12 protein-coding genes are annotated in these 18,999 nt (G+C 61.1%); all 12 read right to left on the bottom strand.

Translation table 11 applies throughout. The features are described 5' to 3' along the window. Nucleotides 1–4: 4 nt before the first annotated feature. Nucleotides 5–2,071: a hypothetical protein gene (locus ACWHYZ_RS23050; protein WP_447985009.1), complete on the bottom strand. Its 2,067-nt coding sequence runs from the start codon at nucleotides 2,069–2,071 to the stop codon at nucleotides 5–7. Then, nucleotides 2,068–5,031: a putative baseplate assembly protein gene (locus ACWHYZ_RS23045; RefSeq protein ID WP_447985008.1), complete on the bottom strand. Its 2,964-nt coding sequence runs from the start codon at nucleotides 5,029–5,031 to the stop codon at nucleotides 2,068–2,070. The genes ACWHYZ_RS23050 and ACWHYZ_RS23045 overlap by 4 nt, the downstream gene beginning before the upstream one ends. A gap of 50 nt (nucleotides 5,032–5,081) precedes the next feature. Next, entirely contained in the window at nucleotides 5,082–7,490 is a 2,409-nt protein-coding gene (locus tag ACWHYZ_RS23040) for a putative baseplate assembly protein (protein WP_447985007.1), read from the bottom strand. Next, entirely contained in the window at nucleotides 7,491–7,847 is a 357-nt protein-coding gene (locus tag ACWHYZ_RS23035) for a GPW/gp25 family protein (protein WP_447985006.1), read from the bottom strand. 32 nt (nucleotides 7,848–7,879) lie between these two features. Beyond that, a complete protein-coding gene (locus ACWHYZ_RS23030; protein ID WP_447985005.1) occupies nucleotides 7,880–8,200 on the bottom strand; it encodes a hypothetical protein in 321 nt (106 codons plus the stop codon). A gap of 67 nt (nucleotides 8,201–8,267) precedes the next feature. Next, nucleotides 8,268–8,783: a phage baseplate assembly protein V gene (locus tag ACWHYZ_RS23025; RefSeq protein ID WP_447985004.1), complete on the bottom strand. Its 516-nt coding sequence runs from the start codon at nucleotides 8,781–8,783 to the stop codon at nucleotides 8,268–8,270. Nucleotides 8,784–8,825: 42 nt separating this feature from the next. Next, the gene (locus tag ACWHYZ_RS23020) at nucleotides 8,826–9,956 is read right to left on the bottom strand and encodes a hypothetical protein (protein ID WP_447985003.1); all 1,131 of its coding nucleotides are present in this window, start codon (nucleotides 9,954–9,956) and stop codon (nucleotides 8,826–8,828) included. 47 nt (nucleotides 9,957–10,003) lie between these two features. Continuing rightward, nucleotides 10,004–10,360, bottom strand: a complete 357-nt coding sequence (locus tag ACWHYZ_RS23015; protein ID WP_447985002.1) for a LysM domain-containing protein — start codon at nucleotides 10,358–10,360, stop codon at nucleotides 10,004–10,006. Next, nucleotides 10,357–11,013, bottom strand: coding sequence for a CIS tube protein (locus ACWHYZ_RS23010; protein WP_447985001.1), 657 nt, complete (start codon nucleotides 11,011–11,013; stop codon nucleotides 10,357–10,359). Before ACWHYZ_RS23010 ends, ACWHYZ_RS23015 begins: the two co-directional genes overlap by 4 nt. Beyond that, entirely contained in the window at nucleotides 11,010–16,847 is a 5,838-nt protein-coding gene (locus tag ACWHYZ_RS23005; RefSeq protein ID WP_447985000.1) for an eCIS core domain-containing protein, read from the bottom strand. The genes ACWHYZ_RS23010 and ACWHYZ_RS23005 overlap by 4 nt, the downstream gene beginning before the upstream one ends. Continuing rightward, nucleotides 16,832–17,095, bottom strand: coding sequence for a hypothetical protein (locus ACWHYZ_RS23000; protein ID WP_447984999.1), 264 nt, complete (start codon nucleotides 17,093–17,095; stop codon nucleotides 16,832–16,834). The genes ACWHYZ_RS23005 and ACWHYZ_RS23000 overlap by 16 nt, the downstream gene beginning before the upstream one ends. After that, nucleotides 17,092–18,999 (bottom strand): ATP-binding protein, encoded by a 1,908-nt coding sequence (locus ACWHYZ_RS22995; protein ID WP_447984998.1) that lies wholly within the window; start codon nucleotides 18,997–18,999, stop codon nucleotides 17,092–17,094. Before ACWHYZ_RS22995 ends, ACWHYZ_RS23000 begins: the two co-directional genes overlap by 4 nt.

Raw genomic sequence — 18,999 nt, 5'->3', positions numbered from 1 at the left:
CGCATTACAAATTAGTGTGCCCCTGCTGCGGCGCGAAAAAGATACCCGCCTCCAGGCCGAAGCGCAGATACTCATCCAGCGCCACGCCAAGATTGCGCACCCGCTGCGGCCCCTGGAGGAAATGCCATGCGCCCATTTCGCCTTCATCGTCCGCCCCCATGGCGATTTCGGATGGGCAGACGGTTGTCAGCATGGCATAGCCGGGATCGCCGAATGCCGCCGAACTGAAGAGCGGCGCGATCACCTTGGCGCTGTTGTTGTCCGTCGGCTGGCATTGAAATCGCCGAGGGGCCTCGGACTCGAGTGGCAAATAGCTGAAGCGCACACAGCCGACCTGACGGCGTACGATGTGCACCAGGCCGACGAAAATGCTATTGGTCGCCTCCAACGTCTGCGCGTTCGTTCGGCCAAAGATCGTGCTACTGTCGACACTCAGCGCACGCGCGTCGATGCTGCCGTCTACGATGCAATCGACGACGCTCAAGACGCGAGCCGAATCACCGGGCTTGAGATCTCCGGAAATGGTGCGGGTGAACGTGATTGCCAGATCCGGATTGCTCTGACAGAGGAATGTCGTGGCGTTCGGGGCAAGTGTGCAATGAGCGATCTGCAATGCGCCGAGGTGACCTGCCACCACGCTGAGCGTCCCTTCGAGCAGTAGTCCGTTCAGAATCAAGCGGCCGGCGGTCGGGCTGTGTGCCGGCGCAGTCCCGACGATTTCTATCGTGCCCTTCAGATGCGGTCGTACGCCTTTCGGTCCCAGACGGCCGGTCAACCGTGCTTTGGGATGCAAGGGGTCATCCGTCTCTTCTTCAGGCCATTGTGCGGCCACGATGAGGAGCTGGCTCGCGGCTGGAATCTTGATGCGCGTCTCCGGGGTATTTAAATCCTCTTCATGGGTCAGGCTGTCCATCAGCACAATGATCCCACGTGACCCCGGCGGCTGCTGGTTCCATTCCTTGACGGCCTCGGTCAACGTCGCCTTGATTTGATGCTGCGACGGCGGCGGGTTTTCCATCACACCGATCTGCCAGGTCGTCCCGGCTTTGAGCTCCTCGGCCAGCGAGACGCGCCGGTCGTACGGCCCGCCACCGAGATCACCTGCGAAGCCATACGCGAAACTGACCGTCACGTCATCGCTTGGCGCATCGGCAAAGGCGATACGACCGAGTTGTGGATCAATGGCCACCTTGCCCGCCGGCGCATCGTGCGCCCAATTGCCCGCGCCGGCGTCCGACAAATCGCATGAGACAACATGTCCGGCGTCTAGAGCGGCCCCGCCAATGGTGAGCTGTACGCTGTTTGCCCCATCCGCCGAAGCGTAGAAGTGCTCAAGGTCGTGATGCAGCATCAGTCGTGAGATCGGCATCGGCACATTGATTGGTTCAGTCAGATGCGTCAGACCTGTTTCGGTCTCGGGCACGTTGAAGAGCGGGCGCCGACCGCCGAGCGGATCGAACGTGAAACGCTTCGCATCGATGTGTCGTGCCGTCACGCCGGTCAGAAGGTAGCTCTGAACACGCCACAGAAAGAGACCGACGTAGGGAATGTTGTATCGGCCGCGGGCGTTATCGATGTGCCGCATTTCGGCGGTATGGGCGGCGGTTTCGAATGGAGTGTTCACGAATTGCATGGCATCCGCGCTGCGGATATCGACAGTGGACGGCGATTTGAGTCGGACGTGATTCACGTGTTGCGTCGTGGCCAGTCGCTCGAAGAACTCGACGGCACGCGACGGCCAGCCGGTGAGATCGCGTGCCAGCTGCTCGAGCACGGCAGCCGTGCCTTTACGGCGCCGGTAGGCGAGCGTGTTCGCGACATATCCGCGTTGGCTGAACGTACTGTCTTTCGTTGCGAGCAGACCGCGAACGCCGAGCAGGTCCCCGATGTAGGGCACGACCCACTCGTCGCATGTCTCGATAAACCAGTTGTCGTAGAGCCGCGCAATGTCCCCTTCGACCAGGTCGACTTCGCGCTCGATCACGGCGAGTAGCGCGCGCAACGGATCGCCCTGCGCCCGATCGCGCACGCGATACACTGCGGGGAGGAGATTGAACAGTCGTCCACTCATTTCGCGGCCTCCGGTGCAATCGGCGTGAGCGTGATGCCGAGCGGGTTGACCACCAGAAGCTGGGTGAGGCTCGCCGGCTCCGGCTTGTCCTCCTCCCACAGCACGGCATCAGCGGGCAACATGCCATGTGCGGGGAGAGACGGGGACTGATCGAAGCGATACAGCGCGTCAAGATCCACGAAGACGACGCCCGCCACGGCTTGAATGACGCGGATGACCTCGGCCGCCGTTAGGGCCTGACCGAACGCACGTGACGCAAAGGCAAATGCCCCCGTCAGCGCCGCGTTGATCCCAACCTCGACATCGACCCATACGTAACGTGGATCAATCAGCACGTTGGCGCTGAGGTTGAAAAAGACCGGCTGATACGTGTCGACGCGGATGCGCAGCGACGGATCTTTGGATCGCTCAATGGCGTCCTGGAGGTGTTGCCCAAGCGGCGAAGCCGCGTCAACACGGTGGTCGGACAGGCCGGTGACCGTGCCGCCTTCGATCGGGACAGGCGCTTCCGATGCGACGGTCAGATGAACCCATCGGACGCCGCTATGCCAGAGGCCCACCGCCTGGGCCTTGCCGATTCCCGCAAAGGCCCGAGCGAAATCCTCGACGTCCTGCAGGGAGACGATGCGCTCCATTGCCAGGACGGTCAGCGGCGCATTGATACGTGCATTGTCGCGACTTTCCGGATCGGCGCCACCGGACGCCGGCAACGGGTTTGTCACGCCTCGAATGCCGAGGGGCCGCGTCATCAGCAGTGTCAGCTTGTCGGCCGCCACCATGCCCGCTAGACCGATGCCGCTCCGATAGGTCGCCATTACGTTCCCCACACCGGTCGGGAGTCGAGCGCCTTGGACCCCGTCGCCGAAGATCACGCTGGCCTTGGCCTCGTCGTCAATGCGGATCAGATACGCCTCGCTCTTTGCATCAAGCCCAACCAATCGTGGCGCTTCCTCCCAGAGCACGCGGTTCACGCGTACGTCGAGGGAACTTTGCGCGCCGGACGGATCGGACGACGCCGTGTACGTCAACGGAGGTTTTTTTATCATGAAGCCTTGATTGAGCTGTGCGGTATCTCCGCTGCCCAGGACTTCAGTCACCGTTTCGCCGTGCGTGGCGAGCACCACGTTGGCATTGATCGTCACCGTCTTGCGCACATATTTGAACTTCATGCCGGGAGACTTGAACAACAATGTGGTGAACCCCCCGCTGTGTTCGATCGTGTCGATGATCACGACTTCGCGCACGGTCACACCAGGCAAGTCGTCCCGCTCGCCGCTTACGGCAATGGGTTGCCCCATCTCCAGGTTGAGAACCATGCGATCGAGGGTCAGTTGATGTTGTTCGGCGGTTCCCTTGCCGATCGGCTCTTCGATCGGCAGTTGGACCAGCGCCAGCCTGTCGCTCAACACGTGGGCCGTGGTTTTTCGAACACTAAAGGTCTCGCTCTTCTCGGTCGTTGTGTCGCCCAGCACCGTTCCGGTATCGGCAGCGGCGAGTTTTAAGCCCGTCGCCTTTGCACTGAGGCTGAAGCCGGCCAACGACGATTCGGTCGCCGCAGTCACGCGGAAGGCGGTAAACTGCTTGGTCGGCAACTCGAAGACGGCCCACCCGTTGCTGGTCATGCCGGGGACCGAGCGTTCTAGGAAGCAGTCGGCGTCTTCGTAGTATGGCGCCGCGGTCGGTGGCGAGATGCTCGGCTTCAGCGATCGTTTCCAGACGGAGAGGCCGCCGTCCCATGGATAGAATGCCGCCTGCACCGTGTTCGTCAGGCTCGCATAGGCGGGTGCGTTGTGTCCGAAGAAGCCGAGTTTGGCGCGCATGGCGAATGCTCCGGGTGAGCCGGGCGGCAGTTGCGTTTTCGGCTTGGGATAGTTGTAGGCGCCGTAAATGTACCCAAGTGCGGAATTGGCGCTCCAGCCCTGCATGGTTAACCAGGCCGTCAATTCATTGTTCTTCCAGGTCTGGGCGACGATCTGTTGGTCGACAGAGTGAGAATCGAGAGACAGGGATTGAACCTTCACTTGTGCCTTCATCAAGCCGCCTAGGCGATAGCCAGTGGACGCGGGTATCGCGGCGTCAAACTCCACTTTCGTGCGATTCAGCTCGTTTTCTTCCGTAACGCTCAAGACCGTTTTGACCACCGTTTGCGTCGTCGTGCCGTTCGCCTGTCGGCCGGCGAGCAGAATTATATCCCCGCTCTTCAGATTCGTTGTCGTGCCGGCGACGTAGAGCGTATTGATCTCCAGGCCCTGAACCGTGCCGGTGGTCGGCACGGGCGTATCGCTATCAAGAGGGTGGGTCTGAGTCACATCGAGCGTGGCGGCGCCGCTGCCGAAGCCGACGCTGATGCCAAGCAGATACACTTTGGCATTATTGATGGCGAGCTCCTGCGGACGCATTTGCCGCGGCTTGAGCGCGTTCCATTCGACCCGCGCCGTCATGTCTTCGCTGGTCTCGAAGGTCTGTGGTAGTTCATTCTGTCCCGGTACGCTCTGCACCTTCGTGCCCTTGGCGACCACGGCACTCACCGGCGCCCCTTCGGCCGTATCCACGGTGAACGCCAGATACGCGCTCGCTGCGACGCCCGGGCTTAACTCATAGCCGATCAGTCTGGCCTGTTCGAGGATGGAGCGCCGCTCGGTCGCCGTACGGAGGAAGCCTTCATTGGCCACCCGTTCTTGATAGAAGGTGAGCACGTCACCGACGGTCGCCCAGGCATCCAATAGTGCAATGGCAGGGTCGTCGCTTGCCCGCGTCGACAAATGGGCCAATGGATAACGGATCTGGTTCGGCGCATCTTCAATCCCTTCGTGTGGCAGGTGCGTCAGCATTCGACGCATGAAGGCCCCATGAGTGCCGATGCGATACGTCAACGACGGCAGCCCCGGCGGATTGTCCACGGTTGGATCCGGAATGTTCGGATCGCAGCAGCCGCAATGATCCAGGTTATTCTCGCTCATCTCAATTCTCCAACACCCACAGGAATGCGCGCATGCGGGGATGAGGCCCCCTACAGCCCACCCTGCATCACGAACTCCAGGCGGCCGTTCTCCTGCGCGCTGCGATCGTTGTCCAACCGTGCGATCTCCAGCCGATACAGGGAGATGAAGCCCTGGTCAATCTCGCCATGCGCGTCCTGCCCGTACCGCTGAAAACGGTCGATGGTCATGACGCTCTGGACACCGGGTACTTGCATGGCTCGCGCGATCACCTGGCTCAAATAGACCGGTTGGCCGAAGGTGAAGTTGTCGGGGTGAAAGAAGCCCCGGGAGCCATCAGGCAGATCTCGATTGCCAAATACGTCCAGCAGTGCCTCTTTCACGACGGCCTTATACGTATGCGGCTTGACGCAAATCGTGAGTGCGATGTCGAGCGGCACGTAACGCGGTGCGTCAATCTCCAGGTCGTAGCCCGCCATACGAAAGGATTCAAGAAAGTCACGAAGAGTCTGTTCGAACGGGGCATCCACCGGTTTTCCGCCTCGCCGGTCGACGGTTACGAACATGGTGTGCCAGCTTCCCGTCCACCGTCGCGTCGCTGCCGCGCGTTGCACCTCGGGATGGCGTTGCGCCGCCGCCGCATAATCGTCTTCCGTGACGGCGCGCTCCTGCGTCCGAAAGGCCTGTGGCGCATACAGCTTCACTTCTCGGATCGGCTCCGCGTCGAGTCCGCCCGTGGCGGGCAAGGGATTGCGAACTTTGACGCCGTCAATCGCGGGCACCAGCCGGGTGAGTGCTTCCGCGCCGACATTGCCCGCCTTGCCGTTGCCGATGCGGTACACCGCTTTGAACGTGCTGCCGGCGGAAGGACGCCGTCCCAGTTTATCGTCGCCGAATCGCAGCGATGCCCGGCCATCCTCGTTCATCTCGACGACGAAATCCGGGGCGAAGCGGTCGCTGCCGAGTAGATCGCGACGCGGCTGCCATAGTTCTCCTTCGCCGCGCAGCGTGATAGCCGGGAGCACCGTGCGGATGTCGACCTGCATCGCGGCAGCCGCCGGTTTTCCACGTGCGACTACCGCATCGTAGGCCGATGCCTGCGTCAAGCCGCTCCGTTTCAGCGAGGGTCGATAGGGGCGGCCTTCCTGGACGAGCGATGGAACAAGATCATCGCCTGCCATCGCAGAGGCGACCGTCACCCCGTGATCGGCCAGCGCCACGTTTCCACGGACGACCGCGGCCTGCTTTACGCCGCCTGCTCCGTCGTCAAACTCATTCAGGCACAGGGGGAATGGCAGCGCATCGTCGGCGTGCCAGACGATGTCCACGACCACGGTCTTTGTCAGTGGATCGACCCGCTCGACCGGTTCTTCAGCCAGCCTCACCGCGTGACGGTGCATGCGATCGGCGTCCTCCGGCAAGCCGCTCTCCGCGCCGAGGACTTCCTCGAAGATCAGCACATCGCCCTTCTTCAGGTCGAACAACGCCTTGGAGCCTTGAAGGGTAGCCCGCGTGGCTCCTGTCGGCAGGCAGCATTTCGCGTCGCCCCACGTGTACAACGCGATTGCATTGCGCGAGGCCTTAAGCGACACCACTGCGTGCAGCGTCTCGAACACGACTCCCGGGTCGTCCGACTGCGCAGTGCCCGACGCGGCGAGGACTTGAGTTGATTTTGGAATCGCGGGGGCGAGCACAGTGCCGCGGTCAGCTTGTGTCTCGAAGACCAACCATGCCCTCGCGTTGGCACCGTCGTGCATGAAGTAATCCACCAACCGCGCATGCCGCCGTACGGAGGCGCGGCGTCGCGCCGTGCCCAAATAGGCTTCCGTCGCCACCGAGTCCTGGTAGTAGCTCAAGTAGTCGCCCACGTAGGCCAGCAACTCGACCAGCGCGACACCGAGGTCGGCCGGATTCCGCTCTAGCCAGTCCGGCATGATGACGGCGAGTCGATCCAGGATGAGCCGGCGAAAGCTCGCATAGTCTTTAGCGAGGTAATTGATGTAGGGCGTTGTGAATTGCGGCTCCGGGCACGGGTCACGTTGAGCACAATCGAAGTCGCTTTCGCAATGCACCTTGAATGAAAAGCTCACCTCGGCCAGCAGGGGATCAAAACCGGACGGTGCATCATCGATCACCGGCGACGTCTGCAAACGAAGGGTGTAGGTCGAAAAGTCGCCCGCTTGATTCGTTGTCAGGGCGAGGACGTTGTTTGACGTGCCGGCGACCGTCTCCACCCGTACGTCGGTAATTCGGACGCCGCCTTCGATGCGGAAGTGGTCGGGCGTCAATGCCGGGCCGGCGGGTACACCGTCGGGCTGACCGGGCAGATTATGCAGAAAATGCACCAACAGCGTCTGGTGATCGGCCGGCGAGACTTCGAGAAAATCGATGCCGTTCAGGAACGGTTGGCCGTTGCCGTTGACCGCGGCACGGACTGAATCGCGCCGCCTTACATTGCTGCAAAAGTACTGAGTCGCCACTTACACCTCGGTGCTGAATTGCGCGGTGACCCGTTGCTGGGTCCGTTTGATCACGTAGTCGACTTGCACGCGCAACGTCGAATCAACGGCGTCAACCTGAACGGATGCAACCTGAATCAGATCGGCCAGATACTGCTGCAGCGTCCCTTGCACGAGGAACTGAACTGCAGCTGCCATTTCCTGGCTATTCGGCGCGAACACCAATTGCTGTAACCCACCGCCGAACGCCGGGCGATTGACGCGTTCGCCAGGGGCCGTGAAGATCAGTTGTTCGATCAAATCGTGAACGTGATCGTCGTCGCCGGTCGTCGCGGTTCGCTTTCGGTTATCCACGTGAAATGGAAAGTCGATGTTCATAGTTCAGCCTGGCTCTTCCCTGTCGAGGGACGTTATGTAGCCGTCACCCGTGTCTGCGCCGCCACGACCATCAGCGGCGTGCCGTTGGGTACGCACGTCGCCTGGCTGTCGAACAGGAGCAGCGGCTGGCCGTTGCTCGTCACGCGCGTCGCTGCCGTCATCCATTGCGCAGTGACGCACGGCGTGAGTACGCCGCCCGGCGCGAATGGGCACCCGGCGACGATGTACGGTGCGGTCACCACCACGGTAGGTTGGCCGCCCACCATCACCCGCGGGTTCGGGGCCGTAGGTTGGGCCTGACCGCCATGAGCGCACAGTACGGTCGCGCCGACATGTAGAACAAAACCCGGCATTGTCCTTCCCTCATCTAATCAGGCGACAACAACAGGATGGTCAAAAACGGTCGTCCAGCACATCCTGCTACACAATAACCAAGGCGCCGTTATTCACTGTGACTGTCGGTCCGGTCATAACTAGACTGGCGCCCTTGCCGTTTTGAATATAGATTCCGGTATCGTTGACGATCAGCGTCGCGCCGGTCGTGCTCTTGAGCATGATGCCGCCTGTCGGACCCGGTAGATCGCTGATAACTAGGGTGTTCTGCGCCGTCGTCTGCAGCACGATGTTTGGACTGGCCGGATTGCCCGCCAGCGCCAGTGCCGGGACCTCCGCTGCTGAGCCGTAATAACAGCCGGTCCAAATCGGATAGTCGGGATTGCCCTGTTCGAACTCGACCCAGACGCCGGAGCCGATTTGCGGAATGAAATAGGCGCCCATCTGTTTGCCCGCGATTGGGAAGCAGGGCATGGCCCACGTGCCGGGAATTAACCCTGACACATCCGTCACCGTTACCTGTAGCCGCGCCATTTGCATGGGGTCCACATTGTTGACGACCGTGCCGCGGTATTTGCCGAAGAATTTCTTGGTTTCACTCATCGCGACGGACTCTCTCCTTCATGCAGCGTTCATCAAAGGGCATCATGCCGGCACGCTCCCCGTCGTCGAGATCAAGCCATTGCGGACCAGGCTGAAGTTTTGTTTGTATTCGCCTCGCTTGATGGTGTGCGTGACGCTCTTGACGTAGTACAGTCCGTCGAATGCCGTCCCCACCCCGCGGAGCCCGACCAACCGCCGCGGCTTTAAGCTTTGCCCATAGCGCGTCACGTCGAGGGTCCCCGTCGCCGTCACTGCGTCTGACGTCTTCGCCGCCTTGGCGAGTCCGATCAACGCTGCCTGGACGGGCGAATATTTCGCCGACTCATTGATGATCTCGAAGTTTTTGGGAATCGGCGGAATTGCCCCCAACGGCGGACTGAGCGGCGTGATGTCTGGAATCGGGATGGGGATCGGGACCTTCGTCAACTGGTTCTGAATCAGGACGATCGGGAGCGTTTTGCTTTCCGTGTCGAATTTGAAGTCCACATTGTCGACATTGGTATGCGCGTCCATATTCGCGTTCAGCGCAGGCTGCGGCGTGCCGATACGAAGTTCCGGCCCCCAGTAGGCGAAGCTCATCCCCGGCTGAGGGCCCGGCTCTAGATAAAACGAGTAGCCCACATCGTCGGCCAATTCCTTGACGTAGCCGAGGTCTTTGCCTTTGTGGGTGGGAATGCGGTCGGTCGGAATCGGCACGTCAACCAGCACGCTCGGGATCACTTTCGGGATGATACCCAACACGGCGTATTTAGACAGCACCAGCGCGACGCGGGCGAAGTCGGGCATGGCCGGATACGGAATGCCGCTGAAGTCGATCAGCCCCATCAATGCCGTGAGGTCTTTCCCCTTCACCGTGAGCGTACTCATGCCGGCCTGATTGCCATGCGAGATCTGGTGATGTGTCATGACGCCGTCCATCAAGACTTCCGGCGTGCCGTTGACCGTCACGACGATGATGACCCGCACAACCGGGATCATCGCACCGCCCGTCAAAAAGAACAGCGTATGCAACGGTGAATTCTTGCTGAGATTGAACGTCAATTCGAAGCCGCTCGTCGTCTCCCCGGATGTCACCATCACCTGCACACCGGTCAGCGCCTCCAGCACGTCGCGAGAGGCGGGCACCGGGACCGCCGGGCCAATCATCAACGTGAGATTGATGCCTTTTAACATTGGTCCATCCGGTTCACCGGCCCGCCTGTTTCATGAGGTGGTGCACCTTATCCCATGCCTTCCGGCAAGGTGATGCGAATGCGCCGTCCCATCGTCTCGGTCAACTCTTCCGGCCGCATCGCCGCATTCGCATCGCAGATGCGCCAGAATTGCTCCGGGTCGCCAAGATAGTGCGCGGCGAGGTTATCCAGCCGGTCGCCCTGCGCGACGCTGTGCTCCTGCAGCGTGACAAAGCGCTCCGGCGACGGCACGAAGCGACGCCGCACATACGCAATGATCCGCCCGTCGGATGCCGGCATAGTCGTCGTGGGAATGCCATGATAGCGGCTGTTCGACGGGAACAAATTCACCGAGGCGTCACCGCCTTGCAACAAGGCTTGTAATTGCGCGAGGGGATCCGTCATGGAATGCCTCCAATGCCCAGCGTGCTCAGCGCTCCGCGGTTCTGTTTGGCCAGGTGTTCCTTCTGCTGCTGATAGATCATGAACAGACTGCCGCCCTTCGTGTCGAAGCCCAGATCGTCCACGCTCAGCACACGCATGCTGAGGCTTACTTTGGCGCGAATGGGATTGAGCGAGGGATCGAACGCCTCTTCGGTGATGCTGAGGTCGGTGATCCGCACGGGCAGAATACGGTTCTTGCTCCACACGAACAGCGTCAGCAACGCCTGCATCGGCGCGATTTCAAGCGTGCCGCTTTGCGCAAGCGCGTTGTTTGCAACGAGTTGATCGCTCGACGGATAGACAATCGTTTCCAGCGCGGCGAGCTGCGGGTGAATGCCCGTCTGGGCAGTTTGGCTGTCCCCGATCTCCATTTGGTCGGTTGCGTCGATTTCAGCGTCAAGCTTGATCGTTTCGATGGGCGGCCCCTTCAAGCGGAGCGCTTCGGAGCGATGGCCGCCCTCGCTGCCCGTGCTGAAGCTTTGCGTCTGCAAGGTTCGGCTCAACGTGTCCGGGTTGTACTGCAACGTGATGACGCGCTGCACGGCGGACGAGCCGGGATCAATCAGCACGAGTCCGCCTTTCACTAGGCGCGGGGAATTGGGAAAGGTCGTCATACGTGAGCCCTCACGCGATAGTCCGCTTCATCCAATGATTCCGTATTCGTTGTTTGGCCGAACGGCGGCGCCCACTCCATCTTGACGATCAGATCATCGCGGTCGAAGAACCAGCCCAGATCCTCATCGAACACTTCGAGCTTCACCGGTTTGTCAAAGGGCATCAGGGACGTCAGCGGCACGGTAAACGTGTGGCTCTGCCCGTCGTTCAGCTTCGTCACCGGCGACGTGAAGGCTTGGCTCCCACCGCTCACCTTGACGTAGACCTCGTCGGCCCCGAGCCAATCCTCCGTTTTCACTACATTCACATCCACCAGCGCGCTGCGGTGCGTGAGCGATGCTTCGATCTCGCGCTTGCGGGCCAGCTTCTCGTCGCGCTCGTTTCCTTCTGGCACATCCGCCAGCGCCTTGGAAATCGAGGCGAGTTCCGCAAGCAATGCGGCGGTGTCGCTTTCAGTGCCTGCCGCCGCTTGCGGGGCCGCCTTCTTGGCTTCGTCACCGAACGTGGACATGCCGAAGTATTTCGCGTCCGTCTCCGGCGGGTTCAGCCGCTTGCCTGCCGCATCCACGAGCACCTTGTCGACGATGTAATTGGTCTTCTCGGCGACGGCCGTGACGAGCCACCCGTCGCCAGTCGACTTGGTCGACGCGATGCGCCATTCGAACATGTCCGCGCGACCAATGTTCGTGTCGCCCCAGGCAACGGCCTCCGGCAGCGCCTCTTCTTCGGCCATACGCCGGGTCTCTTTGTTCTTGACCTTGATCTTGTACCGGTACGTATAGGGGATGGAGATGAGTTGACGCGTCGCGCCGCCCTTTCCTTTTTTGCCGACCGGCACCCATTTTTGCCATTGCGTTGTCGGCAATTCCGGGTACTTGTCGATGAACGCGGTTTGCTGATCCGCTGGGGAGACCTTCTGATTGCCTTTGTATTCGATGTAATAGACGGACAGTGCCTGATAGTGTTCGACCTTCTTATCCTTTTCCTTGCCCACCGACTCAGTACCGAAGACTTGTTTATGTGTCGGCGCAACGACCTTTCCCTCGCCGCCGAAGGCTTTGTCCAGGGCATCAAGCATGCGGGTGCTGCGCCCGATGTTGCACCCTTTGATGTAGATTGTGGTCTGCTCGTCGATGATGCCGTTCGGCAGGTTGAACAACCACGATTCTTGGGTGAGCGCCGTGGTCAGATCCCCGTATTGCACGTGCGGTTCTTTTGCCTTATCGCTGTCGCGCAGCTTAAAGGACAGGGTGCCGTCCTCATTCGCGTGCGAGACCAGATACAGATTCCCCACACGCTCACCCGCATTGCGCAAGTAATCGAACACGCTTTCCAGGCTGCGATGCTTGTTGTCGTTGACCAGCGTGGCGTTCGGCAGCGTCGCCTTGAAGTACTTGACCGCCTCTCGATAGAACGGGTTCTTTCTCGGGTTCTTGTCGACACCCATGATAAAGACGATGTCTTTGCCCGGCGGGGGCACCTGTGTGGGCGCCGGCTTACGGTGGATAGCGGTCCGATGAGCACGGTGTCTCGCCGGCGGGTTCACGGGCCAGCGCGCCGCGCCCGGTTCCACCACTGCGCGGCTGATCCGATCGGCTTCCAGTTCGGAGGAGTGCGAAGGGGGCACGATACCCGGCGGTGTGTGAGCTTTGTCCAGCGGCGCGGCGGCCACACTGTTCTCGCCTTTGGGCGGCTCGGCCTCAATCGGTGTGTCGGACGGCTCTTCCGACGCCTCAGGTTCCGCTGCCGTGGCCATCGGCCCGATCGCCTGAACGGCCTCCTCATTCGCGCCCTCAGCCAGCGGCAGGTCAATCTGCTCGAACGCCAGTGCCGGCGGCGTGCGTTCACGTGTCTCACCGCCGGTCGGCATCGCACCGTGCTGCTGCACGACATGCGTCAACTCGTGCGCCAGCAACTCTTGCCCGCCACGGGTGGTCGGCTCGAATTCGTCTTGGCCGAAAATAATGTCCTCGCCCACCGTGAAGGCTCGCGCATTCAAAGCCTTCGCGCTGTCGGCAGCCTGTGGTCCCGTATGGACGCGTACGGCTCCGAAGTCCGCCCCAAAGCGCTCTTCCATAAAGCCTCGCGTCTCGGCATCCAAGGGCGCCCCCGGAGATTCCCGACCCTCGCGAACCGCCTCGGCGTCGCCGGTCGGCTCGGCGCCGTTCATCGCGCGTCGCTGGGTGGCGATCCTCGCCGCGTCGGCTTTCCATTGTTTCTCGTAACGCTTGAAGATGAGCTCCGGATCCTGTACGTGCTTTGGATCGAAAGCCGCTCCATCACGGATACGCTCGGACACCGTCGTCTTCCATGCTTCCACCTCCGGCAGCAGGGCGGTGTCGCGTTGCGTGAGAAGATGCCGCATGATGTCGGGCCGCTTCTTGCTCGACTGGAATTTCTTGTTCATCGCATGCGCAAAGCTGACGAACAGTGCCTGCATCTTGTTGGCGTTTCGATAGAGCGGGAGATAGGGCGGAATGATGTCGATGGCCTTTCTGTATTTGGCTTTGAGCGCATCGAGCTCCGGCCACGCCATGATGTTCACGACCTCACCCTTGAGCGCCCGCTTTGCCGGCGTCTCCACTAGCTTGAGGAGTTCTGCTCGATAGAGCGTCATCAGCTTTTCGCCCAGCTCCGCTTGCGCCGATTCTAAGATCGGATCAATGCCGGACATCCTTTGCAGGTCGAGGCTGGGCTCGAGGGCATGTCCCGCGAGGGCCGCCCGGTTCAGGATGGCGAGCAGATGATCGAGCTTATCGAGATAGGGCCTGGCTACCCCTTCCGACTCGGCCGTTTGGGAGATGGGTGTCGGCTTGTCGGCGACCGTCTGTTCGGCCTCGCGCGTCTTCGCCGTGCGCTGCCCTGTCAGGGCTGTCTCGAGATCGACGCGCAACGGATCGGTGTACGCGGTCTTAACGGATTGAATGAATGCCTGCGGAGCAAGGGCAAGCTTTGCGTCCACGAGATCATCGAAGCGCTTCAACACCCGGTTGGCTTGGCGCAACAAGCGTTCTCTCACGAACACCTTCACATGCATGAATTCGTATTTGTCCGGACATTTCTTCTGCAACGTCTGGGGATAGACGAGGTAGTAGCCGAAGCTGTCCGCGAAGTCGTCCTGCGGATCCGTTGCCGCATAGTCACGGATGAACTTGGCCTCCTTGCTGTAGCGGTAGTAACTCGGGGAATTGGTCAAGGGATAGCGGTTATAGCGATAGAAGTAGCCGTCGTATTCTACCCGCGCATATCGATCATCGTTCTGACGCTGCTTGTCGAGCTTGTCGTTCACCTCCGTCAGCTTTTTTCTGTCGGTATCGTCCTTGCTCAAACGTGCGAAATCGTCGCGGGTCAGTCGCTGCCATTGTGAGACTCTGGCAAATTCTCTGAAAATAGCGACGTCGAACGGATCGTCCTTGTGTTTGCCCGTCTCGTCGGTGTCATGAAACTGGTGGCCGAGTTCATGCGCAACTTTGTGCAAATCGAGTCCGTGGAACAGTTCAATGCGGCCGGACTGGCTGAATGACGAACCACCGACCCATTCGCGGCCTTTGCCCTCAGCCCGCTCGGCACGGCCGAACAGCTGAAACTCCGGATTGGAATGAAGGATGTCGGCGGGGATTTTGGAAAGAATCTTGTCCATCGCGCTGAGGTCGTCTTTCGTCCAGGGATGGCCGAACGCGTTCGTGAGAAGCTCGTTGAATTCCAGGTTGTATTTAAGTTCGATGCCGAATTCCGCTTTTTTCTGGTCAATCAACTTGGTGAGCCGTTGCTCGAACTCCTTATTGATCTCAGTGATCCTACCCGGGTCGACCTCCGGGTTTCCGGTCGCCACAGCCAGACGGCGGTGGTACTTCAGCAGTTCGGCAGCGACATCACTGGCAGCACGTTCCAGCAGCGCTTTCACTTCTTCCTGCGTCCGTTGGCCCTTGTCGACACTGGCCTTGGCATCGATTTCGAAGATGGCGCTCAGGCGAGTTTGCAAGCGTCCGCCGTGCTCTTCGTTCACGCTCGCAACGATCGTCTCGTAACGCCGCCGTGGATCGTCATTGTCGATGGCATCGCGGAGTTGACTGAGGCGGTCCTGTTCCATCAACAGATCGAACTGATCGGTTGTGGTCGTCCGCTCCAGCAAGACCACGATGGCCTTTTCTTCGTACTCGCGTACCCACCACATGGCGATGAACGCATCCAGATACATCGCCTTCACCCGCTTCTGCTCGATGTTCGTCGACAGCAGCGTGAGCAGGTCCCGATACTCGGCGCCGTGATAGTCATCGAGGAGCTGCTCGAAGCGGTCCCTCTTGTTCAACGCGACGAGCGTCTCATCGAGCATGAGCTGCCAGACCACCTTCCGTAGAATTTTCAAACCGGCTTGCTCGTCGTCGTCCAGGGTGGCGCCGTCAAGCAGATGAATGAGCAAGATGGCGGCTTCGTCTGGTCGGACAATCTTCAATTCCCAATCGCTGTGGTGTGTCAGTGCGCGCACGGCGTCGTCGTCGCCATGCAACGCCACCTCCAGCGGATCGGGTTCCGGGGCGTCGGCATCCTTCTTGTACATGACTGTCCCTGGCGCGGGTGACAGCGCCATCTCTCGCGCGCCGCCGCTTTGCTGAACGACATGCGCGAGTTCGTGAGCAATTAATCGCTGCCCCTCGGCCGTGCGCGGTGAATAGTGGCCCCCGGCGAACACCACGTTCTCACCCACCGTATAGGCCAGGGCGTTGACGGCCTGTGCGCTCTTGGCCGCCTGGGCGTCGGTGTGTATCCGGACGCGGCTGAAGTCGACCCCGAAGCGGGACTCCATCGTCGCACGCGTGCCCGGGTCCAACGGCTGCCCGCTGGTCCGTAACGTCTCACTCAGCACTGCCGGGGCAGTGTCGACGTCAATGCTGCTCGCGGCCTTGCGCTGTACCGCCCCTTCGTCTTCCTTTTTATTCGCGTCCTCAGACGGTTTCTGTTCCGTCTCGCCCGTGAGCTTGACCGTCGGCGGGGGAAACGCCCCGCCGCCGGAGATACCTTGCTTCTCCGTCAATGGCACGGTCGGTCCTGCACCCGAGGAGCTTCCCGCGGGGCCGAACGAGAGCGGGGAACCAGCCGGCATTCCTATCCGCGACGAGATCCACGCATCGACCATCCGACGCTCGCGGTCGCGCTCCTCGGGGGTCTTCAATCCTTCGCGAAACGCGTCCATGTCTCGCGCCATTCTGGCCGTCTCGGCGCGAAACTTCTCACGCTCCGTCATGGCGGGCTTCTTAGTGCTGCTCCTTTCGCTTGCTCCTAACGGGAAGCTGAACGTCGCCATTACCTTGGTGGGTTTGTCCACCGGCCCTTCATAAGTAATCTTCATCTTAAGGCCGGGTTTGATCGTGTCGAGCGAAATCTCAGGGATGCCGACGGGCAATTCGCGATGAGTCGCGGCCAGGGCGGTGACGGCACCGGCCACCGCCGCGCCCGTGATGACCTTGCCGGGCAACGTCGAAATGAACGCCTCGCCCAGTTGCTCCGCTTTCTCTTTGATTTCCTTCCCCGGCGGCGTTTCCAAAAACGCTGCCCCGGCTTTTTTCGCGGCTTCTTGATATTTCTCGTCGTCGCTCTTCGGCCCCGACTGCTTCTCTTCGCGTTGGAGGACAGGAATCGCCCCAATGCTGAATGCAGGCCGCCTCCCTGCGGCAGAACCGTTGAGCACGGCATCCGCCGCGCGATCCGCTTCGCGCTCGTATGCGTCCGCGGGATCGTTGATGAACGGCTGCGCCGACCGGCACTGGAGCCTCTTGCCCGAGGCATGCGCGGGCGACACCGAAGCGCGCCCTTTGGCGGTTACTCGCTCGCCCATGTGTCCAATCCCCCGTATACCGCCTCGGCAATCTGGCCGCCGGTGGTCTCCGGCTTTGCGGCGGCACCGGCGCTAAACGATCCGGCATTCACGCGGCCCACGTTTCCGCCATTCGCCAAGGCCGGCGGCACGCCTCTTTCCAAAAACATGCGCGAGAGTTCACCCTGCACCGCTTCGGCGATACGGTAGCGGTCACCCGGCGTAAAGCCATGCAGAACCAGTTCGTCAATGTGCAGGCGGATGTTCACGTTGCCGCCACCCAGCCGTAGACTTCGGCGTCGCTCAACGGCTTGTCCAACTTGGCGTATTCCGTCCGCGTCGCTTGAAGAACGTGTTTCATCTGCACGGCCTCGTTGGCGTCCGCTGCCAGAAAGGCGGCGTTCACGGCGATGTTCCGAATATGTCCACCAGGCATGGTGAGCCGCGCCAGTTTCTCGATCTGCAAACCCGCAGTTGGCATAACGGATGGAAATACCGTTCGCCACATCTCGGCCCGCTGTGCGACATCGGGAAAGGGGAAGGGGACGACGAAACGAATGCGACGGAGAAAGGCAGGATCGAGCGCATGCTTCATGTTGGTCGTCAGAATGGCCAATCCGCGATACGCCTCCATCCGTTGCAGCAGGTAACTGACCTCGATGTTGGCGTAGCGGTCGTGGCTGTCCCTCACGTCGCTGCGCTTGCCGAACAGCGCATCGGCTTCATCGAACAGCAAGATCGCAGCGCCTTCCTCGGCGGCGTCGAACACCCGGCGCAGGTTCTTCTCCGTTTCCCCGATGTACTTGCTCACCACTTGGCTCAGGTCGATGCGATACAGGTCGAGCTGTAAGTCATTCGCCAGCACCTCAGCGGCCATGGTCTTGCCAGTCCCGCTGGCACCGGCAAACAGGGCACTAATGCCCAACCCGCGCCGGCCCTTGCGCGCGAACCCCCATGTCTCATACACCTTCGTGCGGTGCCGCACCTGCATGGCAATCTCGCGGAGCGCCTGCATCTGCGCCGGCGGCAACACAATGTCATCCCACGATGCGGCCGGCTCGATCCGTTGCGCTAAATCATTCAAGCGGCCGCGTGAGCTCGTGCGGGCGGCGTTCCAGAGATATTTCCCTGGTGTGTGATCATCGGCAGAGGGCGAGGCGCCGCGCTCGTTCGCCCACGGCCCATCGATCAGCCGGCGAATCGTCCCCGCACTCAAATCGAACTGGGCCACCAGTGCATCTACGCTGCCGTTCAGCTCTGCACCCGCGTGACCGAGTGCCTGCCGCCACAGCGACCGCTGCTCATCGGTCCGCGGCTTGTTCACGTCAATCGAGATCGTCCGGCGCGACCACTCACCCAATCCATCGCGGCCCGAGACAAGCACGGCGCACCGGGCGCGTTCTACAAACCTGCGTACCGGACTGATTGCCCCATCGCCGTCGTCGATTTCGATTAGGAGCGCCGCACCCATGAGCGCCGCCTCGCGTTCCCACAATCGCTGCATCGCCGCCGACTCGGCCGAGGAGGTGGGCACGTCGGACGCAGACATCGCATAGAGGCGCAGGCCCACACACGCGCAGGCCGCCGCCGCGACGGCGCGTGAGTCCTCCCGGGCCGTTCCTAACAAGTGCACCGCCTGAAGCTGTGCGGCGTCGCCGACTTTTCGCCAGGCATGTTCGATTCGCTCCACCAGGTTGAGGTGTGACGGCGCCAACGACTCGTAGCCTTTTACCGGCGTCACCAGGCCGGCCAACCGTGCATCCAGTTCCTGGATGCCGAGGAGATAGTGCAGAACCCGTTCGTCAATGCGCAGACGGGCCTGCACGATCCTGTTTCCGCCCTGGAGGTCAATCAACCTCCAGTGCCGCAATGGGCCGCCGGGCGAGAGTGCACTCCAATGCGCGCCAGGCAGCTTTGCCAACGTCAATTCGAAGGTCGGCTCTCCGATGATTTCGGCGAATGCGCTGTCCAACTCGATCCCAGCGCACAACAGCAGGACGTCGCGCTCGAAGGGAGAGAGGCCGAACACGGTGCATAGCCGATCCAGCGCCGGAGCCTGGCCCGGTGAGGCTTGCGGCGTGTCGGCCGAGCGAAACATTCCGTACAGGCGCGCCAATTCAGCCATGAGGCCTTGCTGATTGGCTTCGAGCCGGTTGCTGCGTCGATCGACCAT

This window comes from Nitrospira sp. Nam74 (assembly GCF_965152615.1).
This window is presented reverse-complemented; position numbering and strand designations above follow the sequence as displayed.

What these genes read in the sequence shown, in the direction of transcription:
- ACWHYZ_RS23045 (WP_447985008.1), bottom strand. Translation starts at nt 5,031, where the DNA reads ATGAGCGAGAATAACCTGGATCATTGCGGCTGCTGCGATCCGAACATT.
- ACWHYZ_RS23015 (WP_447985002.1), bottom strand. Translation starts at nt 10,360, where the DNA reads ATGACGGATCCCCTCGCGCAATTACAAGCCTTGTTGCAAGGCGGTGAC.
- ACWHYZ_RS23025 (WP_447985004.1), bottom strand. Translation starts at nt 8,783, where the DNA reads ATGAGTGAAACCAAGAAATTCTTCGGCAAATACCGCGGCACGGTCGTC.
- ACWHYZ_RS23010 (WP_447985001.1), bottom strand. Translation starts at nt 11,013, where the DNA reads ATGACGACCTTTCCCAATTCCCCGCGCCTAGTGAAAGGCGGACTCGTG.
- ACWHYZ_RS23005 (WP_447985000.1), bottom strand. Translation starts at nt 16,847, where the DNA reads ATGGGCGAGCGAGTAACCGCCAAAGGGCGCGCTTCGGTGTCGCCCGCG.
- ACWHYZ_RS22995 (WP_447984998.1), bottom strand. Translation starts at nt 18,999, where the DNA reads ATGGTCGATCGACGCAGCAACCGGCTCGAAGCCAATCAGCAAGGCCTC.
- ACWHYZ_RS23050 (WP_447985009.1), bottom strand. Translation starts at nt 2,071, where the DNA reads ATGAGTGGACGACTGTTCAATCTCCTCCCCGCAGTGTATCGCGTGCGC.
- ACWHYZ_RS23030 (WP_447985005.1), bottom strand. Translation starts at nt 8,200, where the DNA reads ATGCCGGGTTTTGTTCTACATGTCGGCGCGACCGTACTGTGCGCTCAT.
- ACWHYZ_RS23035 (WP_447985006.1), bottom strand. Translation starts at nt 7,847, where the DNA reads ATGAACATCGACTTTCCATTTCACGTGGATAACCGAAAGCGAACCGCG.
- ACWHYZ_RS23020 (WP_447985003.1), bottom strand. Translation starts at nt 9,956, where the DNA reads ATGTTAAAAGGCATCAATCTCACGTTGATGATTGGCCCGGCGGTCCCG.